The organism is Bacteroides sp. 90-K9/2 (assembly GCF_047310725.1).
Taxonomy (GTDB): domain Bacteria; phylum Bacteroidota; class Bacteroidia; order Bacteroidales; family Bacteroidaceae; genus Bacteroides; species Bacteroides vicugnae.
Map to the genome: position 1 here is coordinate 1 of NZ_JBCGVL010000010.1, position 22,532 is coordinate 22,532.

The 22,532-nt window shown below is 41.4% G+C and carries 17 protein-coding genes; 13 read left to right on the top strand and 4 right to left on the bottom strand.

The window, feature by feature from the left end; all coding sequences use genetic code 11:
- Positions 1-510: 510 nt before the first annotated feature.
- The 9 genes from AAHJ11_RS18630 (at position 511) to AAHJ11_RS18670 (ending at position 12,624) form a co-directional block, all read left to right on the top strand.
- On the top strand, positions 511-1,101 hold the full coding sequence (locus AAHJ11_RS18630; protein ID WP_008999644.1) for a V-type ATP synthase subunit E family protein: 591 nt from the start codon (positions 511-513) through the stop codon (positions 1,099-1,101).
- An 11-nt stretch (positions 1,102-1,112) separates the two neighbouring features.
- Positions 1,113-1,955, top strand: a complete 843-nt coding sequence (locus AAHJ11_RS18635) for a DUF2764 domain-containing protein (protein WP_148367583.1) — start codon at positions 1,113-1,115, stop codon at positions 1,953-1,955.
- A 17-nt stretch (positions 1,956-1,972) separates the two neighbouring features.
- Positions 1,973-3,733, top strand: coding sequence for a V-type ATP synthase subunit A (locus AAHJ11_RS18640; RefSeq protein ID WP_074559273.1), 1,761 nt, complete (start codon positions 1,973-1,975; stop codon positions 3,731-3,733).
- A 31-nt stretch (positions 3,734-3,764) separates the two neighbouring features.
- On the top strand, positions 3,765-5,093 hold the full coding sequence (locus AAHJ11_RS18645) for a V-type ATP synthase subunit B (RefSeq protein WP_004297639.1): 1,329 nt from the start codon (positions 3,765-3,767) through the stop codon (positions 5,091-5,093).
- A gap of 106 nt (positions 5,094-5,199) precedes the next feature.
- Entirely contained in the window at positions 5,200-5,805 is a 606-nt protein-coding gene (locus tag AAHJ11_RS18650) for a V-type ATP synthase subunit D (protein ID WP_004297640.1), read from the top strand.
- Entirely contained in the window at positions 5,802-7,619 is a 1,818-nt protein-coding gene (locus AAHJ11_RS18655) for a V-type ATP synthase subunit I (protein ID WP_320974776.1), read from the top strand. The genes AAHJ11_RS18650 and AAHJ11_RS18655 overlap by 4 nt, the downstream gene beginning before the upstream one ends.
- A gap of 74 nt (positions 7,620-7,693) precedes the next feature.
- Positions 7,694-8,158 (top strand): V-type ATP synthase subunit K, encoded by a 465-nt coding sequence (locus tag AAHJ11_RS18660; protein WP_004316776.1) that lies wholly within the window; start codon positions 7,694-7,696, stop codon positions 8,156-8,158.
- A 202-nt stretch (positions 8,159-8,360) separates the two neighbouring features.
- Complete coding sequence (locus AAHJ11_RS18665) at positions 8,361-10,022, top strand: glycogen/starch synthase (protein WP_148367587.1); 1,662 nt, start codon at positions 8,361-8,363, stop codon at positions 10,020-10,022.
- Between the two features lie 37 nt (positions 10,023-10,059).
- Complete coding sequence (locus AAHJ11_RS18670; RefSeq protein WP_217722460.1) at positions 10,060-12,624, top strand: glycosyltransferase family 1 protein; 2,565 nt, start codon at positions 10,060-10,062, stop codon at positions 12,622-12,624.
- A 331-nt stretch (positions 12,625-12,955) separates the two neighbouring features.
- Here the strand turns inward: AAHJ11_RS18670 and AAHJ11_RS18675 are convergent, their stop codons facing one another.
- Entirely contained in the window at positions 12,956-14,059 is a 1,104-nt protein-coding gene (locus AAHJ11_RS18675; RefSeq protein WP_148367590.1) for a redoxin domain-containing protein, read from the bottom strand.
- Positions 14,060-14,197: 138 nt separating this feature from the next.
- On the opposite strand from AAHJ11_RS18675, the gene potA reads away from it, so the two are divergent.
- The 4 genes from potA to AAHJ11_RS18695 are packed head-to-tail and all read left to right on the top strand — an operon-like array spanning position 14,198 to position 18,553.
- Complete coding sequence (gene potA / locus AAHJ11_RS18680; protein ID WP_099147245.1) at positions 14,198-15,589, top strand: polyamine ABC transporter ATP-binding protein; 1,392 nt, start codon at positions 14,198-14,200, stop codon at positions 15,587-15,589.
- An 11-nt stretch (positions 15,590-15,600) separates the two neighbouring features.
- Positions 15,601-16,401: an ABC transporter permease gene (locus AAHJ11_RS18685; RefSeq protein WP_004308090.1), complete on the top strand. Its 801-nt coding sequence runs from the start codon at positions 15,601-15,603 to the stop codon at positions 16,399-16,401.
- Entirely contained in the window at positions 16,395-17,189 is a 795-nt protein-coding gene (locus AAHJ11_RS18690) for an ABC transporter permease (RefSeq protein ID WP_148367591.1), read from the top strand. The genes AAHJ11_RS18685 and AAHJ11_RS18690 overlap by 7 nt, the downstream gene beginning before the upstream one ends.
- Before the next feature lie 32 nt (positions 17,190-17,221).
- Positions 17,222-18,553: an ABC transporter substrate-binding protein gene (locus AAHJ11_RS18695; RefSeq protein ID WP_148367592.1), complete on the top strand. Its 1,332-nt coding sequence runs from the start codon at positions 17,222-17,224 to the stop codon at positions 18,551-18,553.
- A 119-nt stretch (positions 18,554-18,672) separates the two neighbouring features.
- Here AAHJ11_RS18695 and AAHJ11_RS18700 read toward each other — a convergent pair whose 3' ends face one another.
- The 3 genes from AAHJ11_RS18700 to AAHJ11_RS18710 form a co-directional block, all read right to left on the bottom strand.
- The gene (locus tag AAHJ11_RS18700; RefSeq protein WP_148367593.1) at positions 18,673-19,365 is read right to left on the bottom strand and encodes a DNA alkylation repair protein; all 693 of its coding nucleotides are present in this window, start codon (positions 19,363-19,365) and stop codon (positions 18,673-18,675) included.
- Positions 19,366-19,489: 124 nt separating this feature from the next.
- Positions 19,490-20,149: a DUF4840 domain-containing protein gene (locus AAHJ11_RS18705; protein WP_148367594.1), complete on the bottom strand. Its 660-nt coding sequence runs from the start codon at positions 20,147-20,149 to the stop codon at positions 19,490-19,492.
- A 175-nt stretch (positions 20,150-20,324) separates the two neighbouring features.
- Positions 20,325-22,013, bottom strand: a complete 1,689-nt coding sequence (locus AAHJ11_RS18710; protein ID WP_320974777.1) for a response regulator transcription factor — start codon at positions 22,011-22,013, stop codon at positions 20,325-20,327.
- Positions 22,014-22,532: the final 519 nt, after the last annotated feature.

Consider the following 22,532-nt stretch of genomic DNA (forward strand, 5'->3'; position numbering starts at 1 on the left):
CATTCCGAACAGAGAAGTTAAGCCTCGTCACGCCGATGGTACTGCGTAACAGTGGGAGAGTAGGTAGCCGCCGTTTTAAAGAAGCCCCTTGATTCATTTTGAGTCAAGGGGCTTTCTGTGTTTTATTACTTCTGTTTTTATCAATATTCAACTTCCGTCAGCTTGGTTTTCTGTTTTTTAAGAATTTGGTGAAATACCGATAGCTTTTGTTATTTAATCTTGTATTAATATCCCATTTGCCGTTTTAAGTATCTACATGTTTCCAAATGTCTTTTGGATTTCTTATATTTGTTTTCCGGCTTGAAAAATCCGGTAAATGTGTCATTTAGTAATAAGAAAAGGGCTAAATCGGAACAAAATAGGTGTAGGACTGTAATTTTTTCGCAAATGGTTCTTTTTCTTTTCTTCTTTCTCTTTTTTATCAAATTGATTTTTGTAAATTTGGCGAGAATCTGATAAAGGACACACAGTTAAGTTAATATAGTAATAATACTAAATTCTCCTGTTAATATGGAAAACAAAATTCAAGAGTTGACCGATAAGATTTATCGTGAAGGCGTGGAAAAAGGAAACGAAGAAGCGCAGAGACTTATCGCGAATGCTCAGGAAGAAGCTAAGAAAATCATTGAGGATGCCCGCAAGGAGGCAGAATCAATTGTAAACTCCTCTCGTAAATCTGCTGATGAGTTAGCAGAGAATACTAAATCAGAGTTAAAACTATTTGCCGGTCAGGCTGTGAATGCACTCAAATCTGAGGTGGCTACAATGGTAACTGACAAGTTGATAACCGCTTCCGTGAAAGATTTCGCCCAGGATAAAGATTATCTGAATGCGTTTATCGTAGCATTGGCATCCAAATGGAGTGTAGACGAACCTATCGTTATCTCAACAGCCGATGCGGAATCACTGAAAAAGTATTTTGCAGCTCATGCAAAAGCCTTATTAGACAAGGGAGTGACTATCCAGCAAGTAAATGGTATCAAAACTCTGTTCACAGTTTCTCCGGCGGACGGTTCGTATAAGGTGAACTTCGGAGAAGAAGAATTCATGAATTACTTCAAAGCGTTCTTGCGTCCTCAATTAGTAGAAATGCTATTTTAAAAGAAGCGACTATGAGTAGTAAGTACTATTACTTGGTAGCAGGTTTGCCGGAACTTTCGCTGGAAGACAGCAAACTGAGCTATACAGTAGCCGATTTTAAAACTGAAATCTACAATGGATTGTCTGTTTCAGACCAGAAGTTGATTGACTTGTTTTATCTGAAGTTTGATAATGCAAATGTGCTGAAACTTCTCAAAGATAAAGAAGCGGAAATCGACAAACGGGGAAACTACTCTGCTGAAGAACTCTCTGAATATATTTCTATTCTGAGAGAAGGCGGAGAAATCAGTCCAAAAGAATTCCCAGTCTATCTATCCACTTTTATAACTGATTATTTGAATACTCCGGCTGAAAGTACGGTTTTGCACGAGGATCATCTGGCTGCTCTATATTATGAGTATGCGATGAACTGTGGGAATAAGTTTGTTGCTGCCTGGTTTGAATTCAACCTGAACATCAATAATATTCTTGTCGCATTTACTAGCCGTAAATTCAAATGGGATATTGCTTCCAACGTTGTGGGAAATACGGAAGTATGCGAAGCATTGCGTACATCGAGTGCCCGCGATTTCGGACTGTCCGGTGAAGTGGATGTGTTTGAATCGTTAGTGAAAATCAGTGAGATTACAGAATTGGTGGAGCGTGAGAAGAAGTTGGATGCCCTGCGGTGGAATTGGATGGAGGATGCTATTTTCTTCGACTATTTCACTATCGAACGTATTTTCGCTTTCCTGCTGAAGTTGGAAATGATTGAACGGTGGATTTCACTGGATAAGGAAAGAGGTAATCAGTTGTTCAGAAGCATTATCGAATCGCTGAAGAATGAAGTGCAGATTCCTGCAGAATTCAGATAATAAAATAAAAAAAATATATGGCAACAAAAGGAACTGTTAGTGGCGTTATTGCCAACATGGTGACCCTCGTCGTTGACGGACCGGTAGCTCAGAATGAGATTTGTTATATCTCGACCGGTGGCGATAAGTTGATGGCGGAGGTGATTAAGGTTGTAGGTTCACACGTATATGTCCAGGTGTTTGAAAGCACACGTGGACTGAAAGTGGGTGCTGAAGCCGAATTTACAGGACACATGCTTGAGGTGACATTAGGCCCGGGTATGTTATCGAAAAACTATGATGGTCTGCAAAATGACCTCGACAAGATGGATGGTGTCTTCCTGAAAAGAGGACAATATACATATCCGTTGGATAAAGAACGTGTATGGCACTTCATACCCTTGGCGAATGTAGGTGACAAAGTGCAGGCTTCTGCATGGTTGGGACAGGTGGATGAAAACTTCCAGCCACTTAAAATTATGGCTCCGTTCACTATGAAAGGAACGGCTACCGTAAAAACAATCATGCCGGAAGGTGATTATAAGATAGAAGATACAATTGCTATCCTGACAGACGAAGAAGGAAATGATATTCCTGTGACTATGATTCAGAGATGGCCTGTGAAACGTGCGATGACGAATTATAAGGAGAAACCGCGTCCTTTCAAATTGTTGGAAACTGGTGTACGTGTGATTGATACGCTGAATCCGATTGTGGAAGGTGGTACGGGATTTATCCCCGGTCCGTTCGGTACTGGTAAAACGGTGCTTCAGCACGCTATCTCTAAACAGGCGGAAGCGGATATCGTTATCATTGCGGCTTGTGGTGAACGTGCCAATGAGGTGGTGGAAATTTTTACCGAGTTCCCCGAACTGGTAGACCCGCATACGGGACGTAAGTTGATGGAACGTACTATCATCATTGCGAATACTTCCAACATGCCGGTAGCTGCCCGTGAAGCATCTGTATATACAGCAATGACACTGGCGGAATATTACCGTTCCATGGGATTGAAAGTCTTGTTGATGGCGGATTCTACTTCCCGTTGGGCACAGGCTTTGCGTGAGATGTCCAACCGTATGGAAGAATTGCCTGGGCCGGATGCTTTCCCGATGGATATTTCGGCTATTATCTCCAACTTTTACGGTCGTGCGGGATATGTAAAACTAAGTAATGACGAAACGGGGTCTATTACGTTTATCGGTACGGTATCCCCTGCGGGTGGTAACTTGAAGGAGCCGGTGACTGAAAATACGAAGAAAGTAGCCCGTTGTTTCTATGCTTTGGAGCAGGATCGTGCCGATAAGAAACGTTATCCGGCAGTGAATCCGATTGATTCTTACTCAAAATATATCGAATACCCGGAATTTGAGGAATATATCAAAAATCATATCAACAGTGAGTGGATTGGAAAGGTAAACGAACTGAAAACCCGTTTGCAGCGCGGTAAGGAAATTGCCGAACAGATCAATATCCTCGGTGATGATGGTGTACCGGTAGAATATCATGTGATCTTCTGGAAATCAGAATTAATTGACTTTGTTATTCTGCAACAGGATGCTTTTGATGAAATTGATGCGGTAACTCCGATGGAACGTCAGGAAGACATTCTGAATATGGTAATCGACATCTGTCATACGGAATTTGATTTTGATAATTTCAACGAAGTAATGGATTACTTCAAGAAGATGATTAATATCTGTAAGCAGATGAACTACTCGAAGTTCAAATCGGAACAGTATGAAGGATTCCAGCAGCAACTGAAGGAATTGATTGAAGAGAGGAAACTTCAATCGTAAATAGTAAATTGTTAAATCGTAAATAAGTAAGATGGCAACAAAAGCTTTTCAAAAGATATATACCAAGATTACTCAGATTACCAAGGCTACTTGTTCGCTGAAAGCGACAGGAGTAGGGTATGACGAGCTTGCCACCGTGGACGGTAAACTGGCACAGGTGGTTAAGATTGCCGGTGACGATGTCACTTTGCAGGTATTTGAAGGTACGGAGGGTATTCCGACTAATGCCGAAGTAGTATTCCTCGGCAAATCGCCTACATTGAAAGTGAGTGAGCAGCTGGCCGGACGTTTCTTCAACGCTTTCGGTGATCCGATTGATGGAGGTCCGGACATTGAAGGACAGGAAGTGGAAATTGGCGGTCCGTCTGTGAACCCGGTTCGACGTAAACAGCCGTCGGAACTGATTGCAACGGGTATTGCCGGTATCGACTTGAACAATACACTGGTATCGGGTCAGAAGATTCCGTTCTTTGCCGACCCCGACCAGCCTTTTAATCAGGTAATGGCAAACGTAGCTTTACGTGCTGAAACGGATAAGATTATCCTCGGAGGTATGGGTATGACGAATGATGACTACCTGTATTTTAAGAATGTGTTCTCTAATGCAGGTGCGCTCGACCGTATCGTGAGTTTCATGAATACAACCGAAAATCCTCCGGTAGAACGTTTGTTGATTCCGGACATGGCATTGACTGCTGCAGAGTATTTTGCAGTAAATAATAATGAGAAAGTGCTGGTACTATTGACGGATATGACGAGCTATGCGGATGCGCTGGCAATCGTATCTAACCGTATGGATCAGATTCCTTCGAAAGACTCTATGCCGGGATCGCTTTATTCGGATTTGGCAAAGATTTACGAAAAGGCGGTGCAGTTCCCTTCCGGCGGTTCAATCACTATTATTGCGGTGACTACTTTGTCTGGTGGAGATATTACGCACGCTGTACCTGATAATACGGGTTACATCACTGAAGGTCAGTTGTTCCTGCGTCGTGATAGTGATATCGGTAAGGTAATTGTTGACCCGTTCCGTTCATTGTCTCGTTTGAAACAGTTGGTAACCGGTAAGAAGACACGTAAGGACCATCCGCAAGTGATGAATGCCGCTGTACGTCTGTATGCCGATGCCGCTAACGCTAAGACGAAGATGGAAAATGGTTTCGACCTGACCAACTACGACGAACGTACGTTGGCTTTTGCGAAGGACTATTCCAATCAGTTATTGGCTATTGATGTCAATCTTGATACTACTGAAATGCTGGACGTTGCCTGGGGCTTGTTCGGTAAATATTTCCGTCCGGAAGAAGTGAATATCAAGAAAGACTTGGTGGATCAATACTGGCCAAAACAAAATAATTAGACGATTAGACGATTTACCATTTACGATTGAAGTTTGTTAATTGTAAATGGTCATAAAAGTAATTTCAGTCGTAAATCGTAAATAGTTAAATAGTAAATAGAACATCGTGGCTATAAAGTTTCAATATAACAAAACCTCTCTTCAGCAGCTCGAAAAGCAACTGAAAGTGCGGGTGCGTACGCTTCCTATTATTAAGAATAAGGAAAGCGCCCTCCGCATGGAAGTGAAACGCTGTAAAACGGAAGCTGCCGATCTGGAGGATAGGCTCGAACAACAAATTCAAGCCTATGAAGCCATGTTCGCCCTTTGGAATGAGTTTGACGCTTCATTAATAAAGGTGAATGATGTTCATCTTGGCGTGAAAAAGATTGCGGGTGTGCGCGTACCGTTGCTCGAAAATGTGGAATTCGAGATACGTCCGTACAGTATGTTTAATGCTCCCAAGTGGTATGCCGACGGTATCCATCTATTGGAAGAGCTGGCTCATACGGCAATTGAACGTGAATTTATGCTCGCCAAGCTGAACTTGTTAGAACATGCAAGGAAAAAGACCACTCAAAAGGTGAACCTTTTTGAGAAGGTACAGATACCGGGCTATCAGGATGCATTGCGAAAGATCAAACGATTCATGGAAGATGAAGAAAACCTGTCGAAATCTTCGCAAAAGATCATGAAGTCCCATCAAGAAAAAAGGAAGGAGGTAGAGGCATGATTACAAAAATGAAGAAACTCACATTCTTGGTTTATCACAAAGAGTATGAAGAATTCCTGAACAGTCTGCGTGAACTTGGGGTAGTCCATATTGTGGAGAAACAACAGGGGGCTGCTGATAACACGGAGTTGCAGGAGAATATTCGTCTTTCCAATCGCTTGGCGGCTACCTTGAAGTTGCTTCAGAATCAGAAGCATGAAAAGAATGCTGTGATTGCTACGGAAGGCGGAACGGCTGCCCGTGGTATGCAAGTGCTGGACGAAGTGGATGCCCTGCAAACAGAGCATGGAAAGCTGTCGCAGCAGTTGCAAAGCTATGCCAAAGAGAAAGAAGCGCTGGAAGCCTGGGGCAACTTTGAACCGGACAATGTTCAGAAGCTGAAAGATGCCGGTTATGTAATCGGTTTTTATAGCTGTTCGGAAGGAAATTACAAGGAAGAGTGGGAAACGGAATACGATGCAATGATTGTGAACCGCATCTCTTCTAAAGTATTCTTCGTGACTCTGACGAAAGGCGGGCAGGAAGTGGATTTGGATGTAGAACAGGCGAAATTACCTGCATACTCTTTGGCACACCTTGAAACGCTTTACAATACGACCGAACAGGCCGTTGAAGAGAATGAAAAGAAGCTGGTTGCACTTTCCGAAACGGAAATTCCTTCCTTGAAGGCTGCCCTGAAAGAGTTGCAAAGTCAGATTGAATTCTCTAAAGTCGTGTTAAGTACCGAGCAGACGGCCGGCGACAAACTGATGTTGATTGAAGGATGGGCACCTGCATTCAGTCAAGTGGAGATAGAGGCTTATCTGAATGACGCACATGTATATTATGAGATTACCGATCCGATGCCGGGTGATAATGTTCCTATTCGATTGAATAATAAGGGATTCTTTGCCTGGTTCGAACCGATCTGTAAGTTGTATATGCTTCCGAAGTATAATGAATTGGACTTGACACCGTTCTTTGCCCCGTTCTTCATGATCTTTTTCGGACTTTGTCTGGGAGATTCCGGATATGGTTTGTTCCTGTTCCTGGGAGCTACTGCCTATCGGTTGATGGCGAAGAAAGTGACCCCGTCGATGAAATCAATCATTTCATTGATACAGGTATTGGCGGTTTCAACATTCTTCTGCGGTTTGCTGACAGGTACGTTCTTCGGAGCGAACATCTACGATTTGAACTGGCCGATTGTTCAACGTCTGAAACATGCTGTCCTGATGGATAACAATGATATGTTCCAATTATCGTTGATATTGGGAGCTATCCAAATTCTATTCGGTATGGTATTGAAGGCGGTGAATCAGACCATTCAGTTTGGTTTCAAATATGCAGTGGCAACGATCGGATGGATCATCCTGCTGGTTTCCATGGCAGTTTCGGCTTTGTTGCCGGAGGTAATGCCGATGGGAAGCACTGTGCATTTGGTTATTCTGGGTGTTTCGGCTGCTATGATTTTCCTTTATAACAGTCCGGGAAAGAATGTTTTCCTGAATATCGGACTGGGATTGTGGGATTCATATAATATGGTTACCGGTTTGCTTGGCGATGTATTGTCTTACGTTCGTCTGTTTGCCCTCGGACTTTCCGGAGGTATTTTGGCGGGAGTATTCAACAGCCTGGCAGTAGGTATGAGTCCGGATAATGTAATAGCAGGTCCGATTGTTATGGTACTGATTTTCGTTATCGGTCATGCCATCAATATCTTTATGAATGTGCTGGGTGCAATGGTTCACCCGATGCGTCTGACGTTCGTTGAGTTCTTCAAGAACTCCGGATACGAAGGAGGCGGTAAAGAGTACAAACCGTTCAGAAATTGAAAATTTGAAGATTAAGAATTAGAAATTGAGAATTAATATTTTAAGAATTAAACAATAAAAAATAGAATAAGATTATGGAAATGAATTTGTTTATCGCCTACATTGGCATCGCGATTATGGTTGGTTTGTCGGGCATTGGTAGTGCTTACGGAGTAACTATTGCAGGTAATGCTGCTATCGGAGCATTGAAGAAGAATGATAGCGCATTCGGTAACTTCCTGGTATTGACAGCTCTTCCGGGTACACAAGGTCTTTATGGTTTTGCCGGTTATTTCATGTTTCAGACGATCTTCGGTATTTTGACTCCTGAAATTACAGCTATCCAAGCATCAGCAGTGCTTGGTGCAGGTATTGCTTTGGGATTGGTTGCTTTATTCTCTGCTATCCGTCAGGGACAAGTTTGTGCAAATGGTATCGCAGCAATCGGACAGGGACACAATGTATTTAGCAATACGTTGATTCTTGCCGTATTCCCAGAACTTTATGCAATCGTTGCTTTGGCTGCAACCTTCTTGATCGGTAGCGCACTCGTTGCATAATTTTTAGCAAGAATATTTCCTATAAAAGACTTTCAATCCCCTTGTACATGCAGCTTCGCATGTGCAAGGGGATATTCTTTTTTCATTGTAAGGCAACGTTTCTTTCTTCTTCTTAACTCATATTTTTTGTATAAAGTATTATTTTTCAAAGAATAATGTGTACTTTTGCACTCGCATACTAAAAAGAGTTTTAATATATTATATGGTAAAAGATTTATTAACCCCCGATTATATCTTCGAGTCCAGCTGGGAAGTATGTAATAAAGTGGGAGGTATATATACCGTCTTGTCGACACGGGCAAATACATTACAGGAAAAATTCCGCGACAGAATTTTTTTCATAGGTCCTGATGTGTGGCAAGGAAAGGAGAACCCTCTATTCATCGAGTCGGATAACCTATGTGCTGCCTGGAAAAAGCATGCGCTTGAGAAAGACGAACTTTGTGTCCGTGTGGGACGATGGAATATCCCCGGTGAGCCCATAGTCATTCTTGTTGATTTCCAACCTTTTTTTGAAAAGAGAGACGATATATACACAGAAATGTGGAATCGTTATCAAGTAGATTCGTTGCACGCCTATGGCGATTATGACGAGGCTTCTATGTTTTCCTATGCCGCAGGAAGAGTGGTGGAGAGTTTCTATCGCTACAACCTGACGGAAACGGATAAGGTGGTATATCAGGCACATGAATGGATGACTGGAATGGGAGCACTTTATGTACAGGAAGCTGTGCCGGAGGTTGCTACTATTTTTACGACCCATGCTACTTCTATCGGCCGTTCCATTGCCGGTAATCATAAGCCGTTATATGATTATCTGTTTGCTTACAATGGCGACCAGATGGCGCAGGAACTGAACATGCAATCGAAACACTCGATTGAGAAACAGACTGCACACTATGTAGACTGTTTTACTACGGTGAGTGAAATAACCAATAATGAATGCAAGGAATTACTGGATAAACCGGCAGATGTTGTTCTGATGAACGGTTTTGAAGATGATTTTGTGCCGAAAGGAAGCACATTTGCCGGCAAGCGTAAACGTGCACGTGCCTTGATGCTGAATGTAGCCAATAAGTTATTGGGAACAAATCTGGGTGATGATACGTTAATTGTCGGAACCAGTGGACGATACGAGTTCAAGAATAAAGGTATTGATGTTTTTCTGGAATCATTAAACCGTTTGAACAGAGATAAGAATTTGCATAAGAATGTTTTGGCATTCATTAATGTACCCGGTTGGGTGGGAGAGCCTCGCGAGGATTTGCAGGCACGTTTGAAGAGCAAAGAAAAGTTTGATACTCCGCTTGAGGTGCCGTTTATCACCCATTGGCTGCATAATATGACTCATGACCAGGTGCTGGATATGTTGAAATATCTGGGAATGGGCAATCGTCCTGAAGATAAGGTGAAGGTGATTTTTGTTCCTTGTTATCTGGATGGACGTGATGGTATCATGAATAAAGAATATTATGATATATTGCTGGGACAGGATTTGAGTGTCTATGCTTCTTATTACGAACCGTGGGGATATACTCCGCTGGAAAGTGTAGCATTCCATGTGCCGACAATCACTACGGATCTGGCTGGGTTCGGACTTTGGGTAAACAGCCTGAAGAACCAGCATGGCATTAATGATGGAGTAGAAGTGTTGCATCGTTCGGACTATAATGATTCGGAAGTGGCGGATGGTATCAAAGATACGATTACGTTATTTGCGGATAAGACAGAGAAAGAAGTGAAGGAAATCCGTAAGCGTGCTGCTGAAGTTGCAGAGCAGGCTTTATGGAAGCACTTTATACAATATTATTATGAAGCTTATGATATCGCTTTGCGTAAGGCAAGGATACGTCAGTTGAGTTAAGAAAGAAATTATTTATCAATAAGTAAACGAAAACATTATGAAAATCAAAGTTAGTAATGTGAATACTCCCAACTGGAAAGAGGTTACTGTGAAATCACGTATACCGGAAGAGTTGGAGAAGTTGTCTGAAATCGCACGCAACATTTGGTGGGCATGGAATTTTGAAGCGACTGAACTGTTTAGAGATCTAGATCCGGAACTTTGGAAAGAATGTGGACAGAATCCAGTACTGTTGTTGGAACGTATGAGCTATGAGAAGCTGGAAGCGCTGGCAAAAGACAAGGTGATTCTAAGAAGAATGAATGAAGTTTATACGAAATTCAGAGATTACATGGATGTGAAGCCGGATGAGCAACGCCCATCTATAGCTTATTTCAGCATGGAATATGGCTTGAGCAGCGTCCTGAAAATATATTCCGGTGGTCTGGGCGTATTGGCTGGTGACTATCTGAAAGAGGCTTCCGACAGCAATGTTGATTTGTGTGCGGTAGGTTTCTTGTATCGTTACGGCTACTTTACTCAAACGTTGTCTATGGATGGACAGCAGATTGCCAACTACGAGGCACAAAACTTCGGTCAACTTCCTATTGAACGCGTAATGGATGCCCACGGTCAGCCGTTGGTGGTAGATGTTCCTTATCTTGATTATTATGTTCATGCAAACGTGTGGCGTGTGAATGTTGGACGTATTTCTTTGTATCTGCTTGACACAGACAATGAAATGAACAGCGAATTCGACCGTCCTATCACTCACCAGCTTTATGGTGGCGACTGGGAAAACCGTTTGAAACAGGAAATCTTGTTGGGTATCGGTGGTATCCTGACTCTGAAAGCTCTGGGTATCAAGAAAGATGTTTATCACTGTAATGAAGGACATGCTGCATTGATTAATGTTCAGCGTATCTGCGACTATGTAGCTACTGGATTGACTTTCGATCAGGCTATTGAGTTGGTTCGCGCTTCTTCTCTTTATACTGTTCATACTCCGGTGCCCGCAGGTCACGATTATTTTGACGAAGGTTTGTTTGGCAAATATATGGGTGGTTATCCTTCCAAAATGGGTATCTCATGGGATGACTTGATGGACCTTGGACGTAACAATCCGGGCGACAAGGGCGAACGTTTCTGTATGTCTGTTTTTGCTTGCAACACTTCACAGGAAGTGAACGGTGTAAGCTGGTTGCACGGAAAAGTTTCTCAAGAAATGTTCTCTTCTATCTGGAAAGGTTATTTCCCGGAAGAAAGCCACGTAGGATATGTAACGAATGGTGTTCACTTCCCAACTTGGAGTGCAACAGAATGGAAAGAATTATACTTTAAATATTTCAACGAAAACTTCTGGTTCGATCAGTCTAATCCTAAGATTTGGGAAGCTATCTACAATGTGCCCGATGAAGAGATTTGGAAGACTCGTATGACTATGAAGAATAAGTTGGTTGACTATATCCGTAAGTCATTCCGCGATACATGGTTGAAGAACCAGGGAGATCCTTCTCGTATCGTTTCACTGATGGATAAGATCAATCCGAATGCATTGCTGATTGGTTTCGGTCGTCGTTTTGCTACTTACAAACGTGCACACTTGTTGTTCACCGACTTGGATCGTCTTTCTAAGATCGTGAACAATCCTGATTATCCGGTACAATTCCTGTTTACAGGGAAAGCTCACCCGCACGATGGAGCAGGTCAGGGCTTGATTAAGCGTATCATTGAAATCTCTCGCCGTCCGGAATTCCTGGGTAAGATTATCTTCCTCGAGAATTACGATATGCAACTGGCTCGTCGTCTGGTTTCCGGCGTTGATATCTGGTTGAATACTCCGACTCGTCCGTTGGAAGCATCCGGTACGTCTGGTGAAAAAGCTTTGATGAACGGTGTTGTCAACTTCTCTGTATTAGATGGATGGTGGCTGGAAGGTTATCGTGAAGGTGCAGGTTGGGCGTTGACCGAAAAACGTACTTACCAGAATCAGGAACATCAGGATCAGTTGGATGCTGCTACTATTTACAGTATTCTCGAAACTGAAATCATGCCTTTGTATTATGCACGTAATAAGAAAGGATATTCTGAAGGCTGGATCAAAGTGGTGAAGAATTCTATCGCACAGATTGCTCCTCATTATACCATGAAGCGTCAGCTGGATGATTACTATAGCAAGTTCTATTGCAAACTGGCAAAACGTTTCCAGACTTTGGCTGCTAACGATAATGCGAAAGCAAAAGAAATCGCAGCTTGGAAAGAAGAGGTTGTTGCTAAATGGGATTCTATTGAAATCGTGTCCTGCGATACTGTGGAAGAACTGAAGAATGGTGATATCGAGAGCGGAAAAGAATATACTATTACTTACGTTATCGATGAGAAAGGTTTGAATGATGCAGTGGGTCTTGAATTGGTTACTACCTATACAACGGCAGACGGAAAACAACATGTTTACTCTGTAGAACCGTTCAGTGTAATCAAGAAAGAAGGTGACTTGTATACATTCCAAGTTAAACACAGCTTGTCAAATGCAGGTAGTTTCAAGGTGTCTTACCGTATGTTCCCGAAAAATCCGGAACTTCCACACCGTCAGGACTTCTGCTACGTACGTTGGTTTATCTAATAGCTTAAATGGTGGAGGTAGGGAAGTGCTACTTCCTTACCTCTCTGTAGTATAATAAAGATAGCCCCTGCAATCGATCGAATTGCAGGGGCTATTTCATGATGTGCAGGATAAAATTAAGGAAGTTGTACTAGAAGCAGTTGGACTTATATCACAATCAACTACGTTAACGGAAATAGGATACGATTTTAAGAACTGTGCCACCTTATTGTCACAACTGTGCCATCAGTGTGGCACGATTGTGACAATAAGGTGGCACAACTGTGACAATGGAGTGTCACAACTATAACTACTCTGTCAAGTGCAGAACCTTCTCTTTAACCTTTGGGGCTTACTTTACAGCTTCTGCAATTTTAGCTTGAAGTTCTTCTCCGTGCAGACCGCGGGCAATAATCTTGCCGCTACCATCGATCAATACAGTGTGAGGAATGCTGTTTACAGCATAAAGCTGTGCACCTTCACTTTGCCAGAATTTCAGGTCGGACATTTGCGGCCAAGTCATGTCTAGCTTCTTGATTGCTTCTTTCCATGCAGCACCATCCTGATCGAGAGATACACCTACGATTTCGAAGTTTTTGCCTTTGTACTTAGCGTATGTTTCTACCAGGTTAGGCATTTCGCGACGGCAAGGACCGCACCAGCTAGCCCAGAAGTCAACCAATACCACTTTTCCCTTACCTACATAATCAGACAACTTCACGCTCTTTCCTTCCGGAGTCTGCATTTCGAAATCAACAAATTGAGTGCCTACAGCAGTCTTTTTCTGTTTGTCAGTCATCTCTTTGATTCTTACGATTGTTTCGTCATTCTGGAAATTTGCAGGAATTTGTTGCAACAAAGCTTCGTTTTCGTCCGTAGAGTTATTGTAGAAAGTTTGTTTAAACAAGAATACTCCAACCGGGTTGGTGATATTCTTCTGTACACCTTCTTTGATTGCTTTGTCGTATTGTTCTTCCAGCTGGGCACCTTCTTTTTGTTTGGCCTCTTTCTGCTCATCACTTAAAGATGTGTCGCCCATTGCTTCATAAATGGCATTCATTTTTTTGCTGATGTCATTGATTTGAGCTCTGATTTCCTGGTATGCATCGTTGTTGGGAGTACCGGTAACAGCATCATTGTCCTTGGTCAGGGCAACATTGATTTTTCCGTTTTCCAGGAAGAAGTCGATCATCAATGGCTCTCCGTTCACTTCACAAGTGACATAACGGCTAACCACAGAATCTTGTGTGCCTTCAAAGGTAAAAGTGCCTTTGGTGATAACAGCTGTATCTAGTTTGGTCAGATTTCTACCATTGGCTTCTTGAAGATAGACGGTGTCACCATCGCTTGCACCTTCTACTGTGCCTGTGATAGTATATCCGGCTTTGTTTCCGCCAGTACAAGCTATCATGCTTAACGCTGCCGTTGCGATAATTAAATAAGTAAACTTTTTCATGCTTTTGTAAAATTGGTGAATAAATATTTATGCAAAGATAGATTTTTTTTCTGTCGGGCATCGAAAAACACTGTTATATTAGATTAACACGTAGGTAGAAACCGCAGAAATGTGTACCTTTGCAGCCCAAACTTTAGTATGAATATGCAAGAAGATAAATCCATCATTGAGGTGAGCCATGTATCGAAGTACTTTGGCGATAAAACAGCATTGGATGATGTGACTCTGAACGTGAAAAAGGGCGAGTTTGTGACTATACTTGGTCCTTCCGGTTGCGGTAAAACCACGTTGTTGCGTCTCATTGCTGGTTTTCAGACAGCTTCGGAAGGCGAAATCCGAATTTCGGGGATGGAAATAACACAAACCCCTCCCCATAAGCGTCCGGTGAATACGGTATTCCAGAAATATGCCCTATTCCCGCATTTGAATGTGTATGATAACATCGCTTTCGGCCTGAAACTGAAGAAAACACCGAAACAGACCATTGAGAAGAAAGTGAAAGCTGCTTTGAAAATGGTAGGTATGACGGATTATGAATACCGTGATGTGGATTCTCTTTCCGGTGGTCAGCAACAACGTGTAGCCATTGCCCGCGCCATTGTGAATGAGCCGGAAGTATTGCTGTTGGATGAACCGCTGGCAGCACTCGACCTGAAAATGCGTAAGGATATGCAAATGGAGCTCAAAGAAATGCATAAATCTTTGGGAATTACGTTTGTTTATGTCACTCACGACCAGGAAGAGGCACTTACGCTAAGTGATACGATTGTCGTGATGAGTGAGGGAAAGATTCAGCAGATCGGTACGCCGATTGATATTTATAATGAACCTATCAATGCTTTTGTAGCAGACTTTATCGGAGAAAGTAATATCCTCAACGGTACCATGATTCATGATAAACTCGTACGTTTCTGCGGTACGGAGTTTGAATGTGTGGATGAAGGATTTGGCGAGAATGTTCCCGTAGACGTAGTCATCCGTCCGGAGGATCTTTATATTTTCCCTGTTTCGGAAATGGCACAGTTGGTAGGAGTGGTGGAGACTTCTATTTTTAAAGGGGTGCATTATGAAATGACGGTGATGTGCGGTGGATATGAATTTCTGGTGCAGGATTACCACCATTTTGAAGTAGGGGCGGAAGTCGGTCTGTTAGTAAAGCCTTTCGATATCCATATCATGAAGAAAGAGCGTGTTTGCAATACGTTCGAAGGAAAATTGCTGGATGCTACTCATGTGGAATTTCTGGGTTGTAACTTTGAATGTGTTCCGGTGGAAGGAATCGCTTTCGATACGAATGTCAAAGTGGAAGTAGACTTTGAAAAAGTGATTCTTCAGGATAATGAAGAAGACGGAACGCTGACGGGTGAGGTGAAATTCATCCTTTATAAGGGCGACCATTATCATCTGACTGTATTGTCAGACTGGGACGAGAATGTATTTGTAGATACGAACGATGTATGGGATGACGGTGACCGTGTAGGTATTACCATCCCTCCAGATGCTATTCGTATAGTTAAAATAACCGATTAACAGGAAAGGAAGTGAATAAGAGGTTTATAGTCTTTTTGTCATCACGTAAGAGTTGGACTCTCCCTTACATTATTTTTTCGGCGATCTTTGTGATCATACCGTTGTTCTTAATTGTCGTATATGCCTTTACTGATGATAGCGGTCATTTGACACTCGCCAATTTCCAGAAGTTCTTCGAACATCCCGAAGCAATCAATACCTTTGTCTATTCGATTGGTATTGCCATTATTACCACCCTTGTTTGTATTTTGCTGGGTTATCCTGCTGCCTGGATCTTGAGTAACAGCAAGCTGAACCGTTCTAAGACGATGGTTGTACTGTTTATTCTGCCGATGTGGGTGAATATTCTGGTGCGTACCCTTGCCACTGTTGCCTTATTCGACTTTTTCAGTGTGCCGTTGGGCGAGGGAGCCTTGATATTCGGTATGGTGTACAACTTTATTCCCTTTATGATTTATCCTATCTACAACACTTTGCAGAAGATGGATCATAGTTATATCGAGGCTGCGCAAGACTTGGGAGCCAATCCTGTGCAAGTCTTTCTGAAAGCAGTCCTTCCGCTTTCCATGCCGGGGGTGATGAGTGGTATCATGATGGTGTTCATGCCGACCATATCGACATTTGCCATTGCCGAGTTGCTGACGATGAATAACATCAAACTCTTTGGTACGACGATTCAGGAAAATATCAATAACAGTATGTGGAACTATGGAGCGGCACTTTCGCTCATTATGTTGCTATTGATAGCTGCTACTTCCCTGTTCAGCACCGATGATAAGGAAAACTCAAATGAAGGAGGCGGGCTATGGTAAAGAAGATATTTGCACAGACTTATTTGTGGATATTGCTGCTCTTGCTTTATTCTCCGATCGTGATTATTGTGATCTACTCATTTACAGAGGCGAAAGTGTTGGGTAACTGGACGGGATTTTCTACCAAACTTTATTCTTCGTTATTCACTACCGGTGCTCATCATTCTTTGATGAATGCATTGATTAATACAATCACTATCGCTCTATTGGCTGCAACGGCATCTACATTGTTAGGAAGCATCGCTGCTATCGGTATATTCAATCTGAAAGCCCGTTCCCGCAAAGCGGTCGGATTTGTGAATAGTATTCCTATTTTGAATGGTGATATTATCACTGGTATATCACTCTTTCTCTTGTTTGTATCATTGGGAATCACACAAGGCTACACAACCGTAGTGCTTGCTCATATTACTTTTTGTACCCCATACGTTGTTTTGAGTGTGTTGCCTCGTTTGAAGCAGATGAATCCGAATATTTATGAAGCTGCCCTTGACTTGGGAGCTACTCCTATGCAGGCCTTGTGGAAAGTCATTATTCCGGAGATTCGTCCGGGAATGATTAGCGGTTTTATGCTTGCACTGACATTATCCATTGATGATTTTGCCGTAACTGTCTTTACTATCGGTAATCAAGGTTTGGAAACGCTCTCTACCTATATCTACGCCGATGCCCGCAAGGGAGGTTTGACCCCGGAACTTCGTCCGCTTTCGGCTATCATTTTTGTCGTGGTACTGGCGTTATTGGTTGTAATCAATTACCGGGCAGGAAAAACGAAGAAAAAAGATTAATAGACTATCAAATGTGCTACTACGTAAATAATATGAAAAGAATAATTCCTGCTATCCTGCTCTTATTGGCTTTGACCGGGTGTTATAATTCCGGTGAACCTCGTGAGCGGGTTCTTAAAATCTACAACTGGGCGGATTACATCGGTGAAGGTGTACTTGAGGATTTCCAGGCATATTATAAAGAACAGACCGGTGAGAATATCCGTATCGTTTACCAGACATTTGATATCAACGAAATCATGTTGACGAAGATTGAAAAGGGGCATGAAGATTTTGATGTGGTTTGTCCTTCGGAATACATCATCGAGCGTATGCTGAAGAAGCATTTGTTGCTACCCATCGATACGAATTTTGCCCATTCTCCCAATTACATGAATAATGTGGCTCCATTTATTCGTAAGCAGATTAATAAATTGAGTCAGCCGGGTGAGAAGGCAAGCCGCTATGCTGTATGTTATATGTGGGGAACGGCTGGTATTTTGTATAACCGGGCTTATGTGCCCGATTCGGTAGCTTTATCCTGGGATTGCCTTTGGAATAAAAAGTATGCCGGAAAGATCCTGATGAAGGATAGTTATCGTGATGCTTACGGAACAGCTGTGATCTATGCACATGCAAAGGAACTGAAGGAGGGAACAGTGACAGTGGAAGAGCTGATGAATGACTACTCTCCACGTGCGATGGAGTTGGCTGAAAAATATTTGAAAGCTTTGAAACCGAATATTGCCGGTTGGGAAGCGGATTTCGGCAAGGAGATGATGACGAAAAATAAAGCCTGGCTGAATATGACTTGGAGCGGTGATGCGATTTGGGCGATTGAAGAGGCTGATGCGGTAGGAGTGGATCTGGATTATGAAGTTCCGGAGGAAGGAAGTAATATCTGGTATGACGGTTGGGTGATCCCGAAGTATGCCAAGAATCCGGAAGCAGCCAGTTATTTTATCAACTTTATGTGCCGTTCGGATATTGCCTTGAGGAATATGGATTTTTGCGGATATGTAAGTTCCATAGCCACTCCTGAAATACTGGAAGAAAAGGTAGACACTACGCTTCAATATTATTCCGATTTAAGTTACTTTTTCGGACCGGGTGCAGATAGCATACAAATTGACAAAATACAATATCCGGATCGCAAAGTGGTGGAACGATGCGCCATGATTCGCGATTTTGGCGATAAGACAAAAGAAGTTCTTGATATTTGGTCGCGTATTAAAGGAGATAATTTGGGAGTGGGTATCACTATTCTTATTTTTGTTGTCGTTGCGTTGATGAGTGGTTGGATGATTTATAAAAGATGGCAGCGTTATAGCCGTCAGAAACAACAGAGACGCAGAAGCAGAAGGAAAAAGGTCAGGAGGAATTAGTTTTTCTCCGGATTACAAACATAAATAAATGACGCAAAAATAAAAGCGGTATCTACAGAAAGGAATAAGAAGCACGGTGAACGGAATGCTGATGGCAGGATGTTTACCGTGCTTTGTTTTTATCGTCTTTTCATTTTCCGGAGAATGTCCTTGGTATCCTTATCTACCCGGAATGACTCGATTGTTTTTTGCAGTGCCTTGTTGTAAGTCCAGTTATCCAATGCGCTATGTTTCAGATACTCCATTGTCTTTTGGGAAAATTTGATAAAACACAGTGATATCATCCATGCCATAGCCATGCGTGCATAATAGGCATCGTGATTGAATGAGTCGGCATATTTCAGTAACGAATCAATATGTGCGTCATCTACATAATGGAAAAGCATCACAATTCCGAAACGTATTTCAAATTCTTTAGAGGATTTCAGATAGGGTTGGATAAATTGCCATACGTTTTCTTTTCCTTTTTTCACGGCAGTTTTCAGTTCACTGCAGAATATGTCGCATACAGCCCAATTATCTATGCGGGGAATGAACATCGTTACGTATTTCATTTGTTCTTCAAGTTCCATTTTTGCTAGTCCGATAATCATTCCCTGAAGCATTGTTTCTTCATAATAGTTAGTCTCGGTTGATTCGACAAATGTACGCCAGTCTTCTTTCTTTATAATTTCTTTGGCCATTGTTCGCAGTTGGGGGATGCGTACGCCGAGAATGTTGTTAGCTCCCGGGAGGAGGGAAGAGTGAAATTCCTGATATTGGGAATCTACTAACGCCTGTAATTCTTTCCGGATGTTTTCAGTTATAGTCATTTTTCATATCGTTGGTTATTTCACAAAGGTATAAAAAAAGAGTATGCGTACTGTGGCAGGCATACTCTTTTTTGAGACAATTCCCATCATAATGAAAATACTTTGGGAAAGCTTGTCCGATCGGTTACTTCTTGACCATGTCGAAACTGAATGTGGTAATCGGGAAGTCTTTCAACGGCACTCCTTCTACTTCCACTTGGGTTGCTTTGATCACAAAGGTAAGTTTTTTATCTTTATATGTATATTGACCCTGTTCTTCTGCTTCTATGGTTACTTTTACAGTAATTTGAGGATCTTCTTCTCCATCCGCTTTTACTTGGGTCGGGGGCGTATATTTTATTTCCAAAGGTTCAGGTTTCAATTGAAGTAGAATGGAGCCTTTGCTATCATCATTAAAGGCAGCAGTATAAGGAATGTTGTAATTGATATCGTCCAGATTCTCAATGATAACTTCGGCAGCTTCTTCACCGACGATACTTCTGATCAAATCGTCAACCGGAAGTTTTTTAATCATAATTTGATTGTCTTTTACTTCAGCGGTAACTGTGGCTCCTTGCGGTTGTTCTTCTTTGGAGGAGTAGTTTTGTGGATTGACGGATGGAGCGGTTTCTGTTAACATCTTACCGGAATAGTTTCCATCCACATCTTTAAGTGAATATACGGGAATATCTGAATCGTCATCATTGCTGCATGCAGTGAAAGTGCTTATCAGGCCTGGCAATACTACAAGGAGAACAAAGCGATTAAAACAACGAGTTTTTTTTATTTCAGTTAAAATTTTCATACTGTTTAAAATTAGATTATTAATTTTCAAAATTAAGGTGTACGTACATAGAGTAAATGCCGGTATTTGTGAAATACTGCGTATGGAAATAAAAACAAAATGTTTTTTTTGCAGGAATGCTGTTGCAGAGGTCCCATTCATCAGGACCTTTGCAACAGATAGCAGACTTCGTATACTATTGTTTTTTTATAATAGATTCGCTTGGTGTTATTCCGAAGTATTCTTTGTATTTATGTCGGAAGTTTTTTAGATTCTTTAATCCTATCATTTCCGGAACCACATTTACAGAGTATTTTCCGCTTTCTAATAGTTCACGGGCTTTTTCCATTCGGATTCGGAATATAAAAAATTTAGGTGCTTCTCCTGTCAGCGATTTCCATTTATTGAAGAAAGTAGTTCTACTCATATATAGTTCGGACGCGACTTCATCAATAGTCAGGTTTTCCTGATCTATATTTTTTAGAATATAGTCTTTCACACGATCGATGAATACGTAATTATCTTCATTCAGGTTTTCGTTCTCTTTTATCTTTAAGAATTGTTCCCCGAATATTTTTTGTAGGAATGATTTTCTAAGGAAACGACTATTTTTGATTAGAACGTTTATTTCTATTTTTAAATCTTCTACATGAAAAGGAGTATGTAAAAAGACATCGGCCAGCGAGGCCTCTCTTGTGTTTTGTTGTTTGCCGTCCAGATATGAACCGTAAAGGATAATAGGTATAATAGAGGTTTCTCCGGACGTTTTCAGTCTTGAAGAGAGTTCATTTCCATACATCCCATGCAACATCATGTCACAAATCACGATGTCCGGGTATTCTTCTCTGATGTATTTCAGGGCCTCCAGACCGTTGTCGAAGCTTTTTACAATGAAGTGTTCGGATAAGCGTGTTTCCAGATAAGACCTGAAGTCTGCATTACTGTCAGCAAGGAGTACTGTAGGCTTGGCTGACTTTCTTTTATGAGTCTCTTTACAGAACAGAGAGTCAATCTTTTTTTCTTCCTGATTGACTGTGAACTGTATGGGAGTATATTCGGACATATTTTTATGTGTATATTTTAATGGAAATCTTAGTAAAACACTCTGTTGGGAGTGATTGATGAGAATCTTGCCGTTGCACAGTCTTAACAGTTTCTTATAAAATATACTTTTATCGAAACTATATTCAAGTTCTTCTCCCCGTTTGAGTAATTGAAGCTTTTTGTATGTGTAACATTGGGTCAATCTCCTGCTTTTGTAACCGGTTATTCTAATTTGCCAGTGTTGAGGGTTTATAGAAATAGCCAAGATAATTGTTTGCTTTTGTCCGGCGTGGTCTATGGCGTTTCTTATGAATTTATCAATGATTGGAGATACCTTACTTTGGTCGAACCAAGTACTGGCATACTTGAATTCTGTCTTTATTTCCAGTTTTATTTGATTGTTGATGGCATGTTCTCTTAAAGAGTCGACTTTGTTCCTGATAAACTTTCCGAGTTCATATTCTGCAATATCCACACTTCCGGAATGGGTGAATAACTGTTTCAAATTCATCAGTCCGGTTAAATGTTCGTTGAGACAATCGATCTTTCGGATTGCCAGTAATAACTCCGTTTTGGCATTTTCGGGACAATGATTATTGTATATTGTTTTTAATGGAGTATGAATCGATGTGATCGGGGTACGAATATTCCCGAAGGAGTCCATTAAATATTGAATCCCTTCTTTTAATAAATTCTTTTCTTTTTGTATAAATATGAAAGACCAAATCCAATAAATTGAAATTCCGCCTGCAATAAGCAGTGGGACAAGGTATAATTGATAAATAAGAAGTATAGTTATGACAACGGGAACGAGAGGTGATGTTGTTATTGAGTATTTCATTTTAATTTGTTTTAATGGTGCCACTTAGATGGGATACACCTATTTCCTACGTTTGAGATAAAAGAGTAAATTCACTGTAACTATAATCTCACAGTTATGTATTCATAAACTCAAAATATAAATATTTATAGATTTATATTTTGAGAGGTGATAGTTGAAAGTAAAATTTATATGAGGAGCTTGAATCCTAACAATTTGAATCATTCTTTGAGAAATGGTGGATTTCCTCCTGGCAACAATGATAAATAGATCTATTTTTGTTTATTGAATGTTTTTATTTACCGTGTGGTAATACTGATGAGGGGGGGAACGTATTGCATATTCGGTACTATCGATACATATCCCGATAAGTACCACTTTGGATTTTCTCATATAAAGATAGAAAGGAAGTACGATTTATTCCTGCGAAGTAAAAATAATGATAAGTTGTAACAAGTGGATGATGATATGAATATTGGATGATAGTTTGTTTCCGTTTGGTATGATTATGGGGATGAACGGTAGGTGATAATTATGATT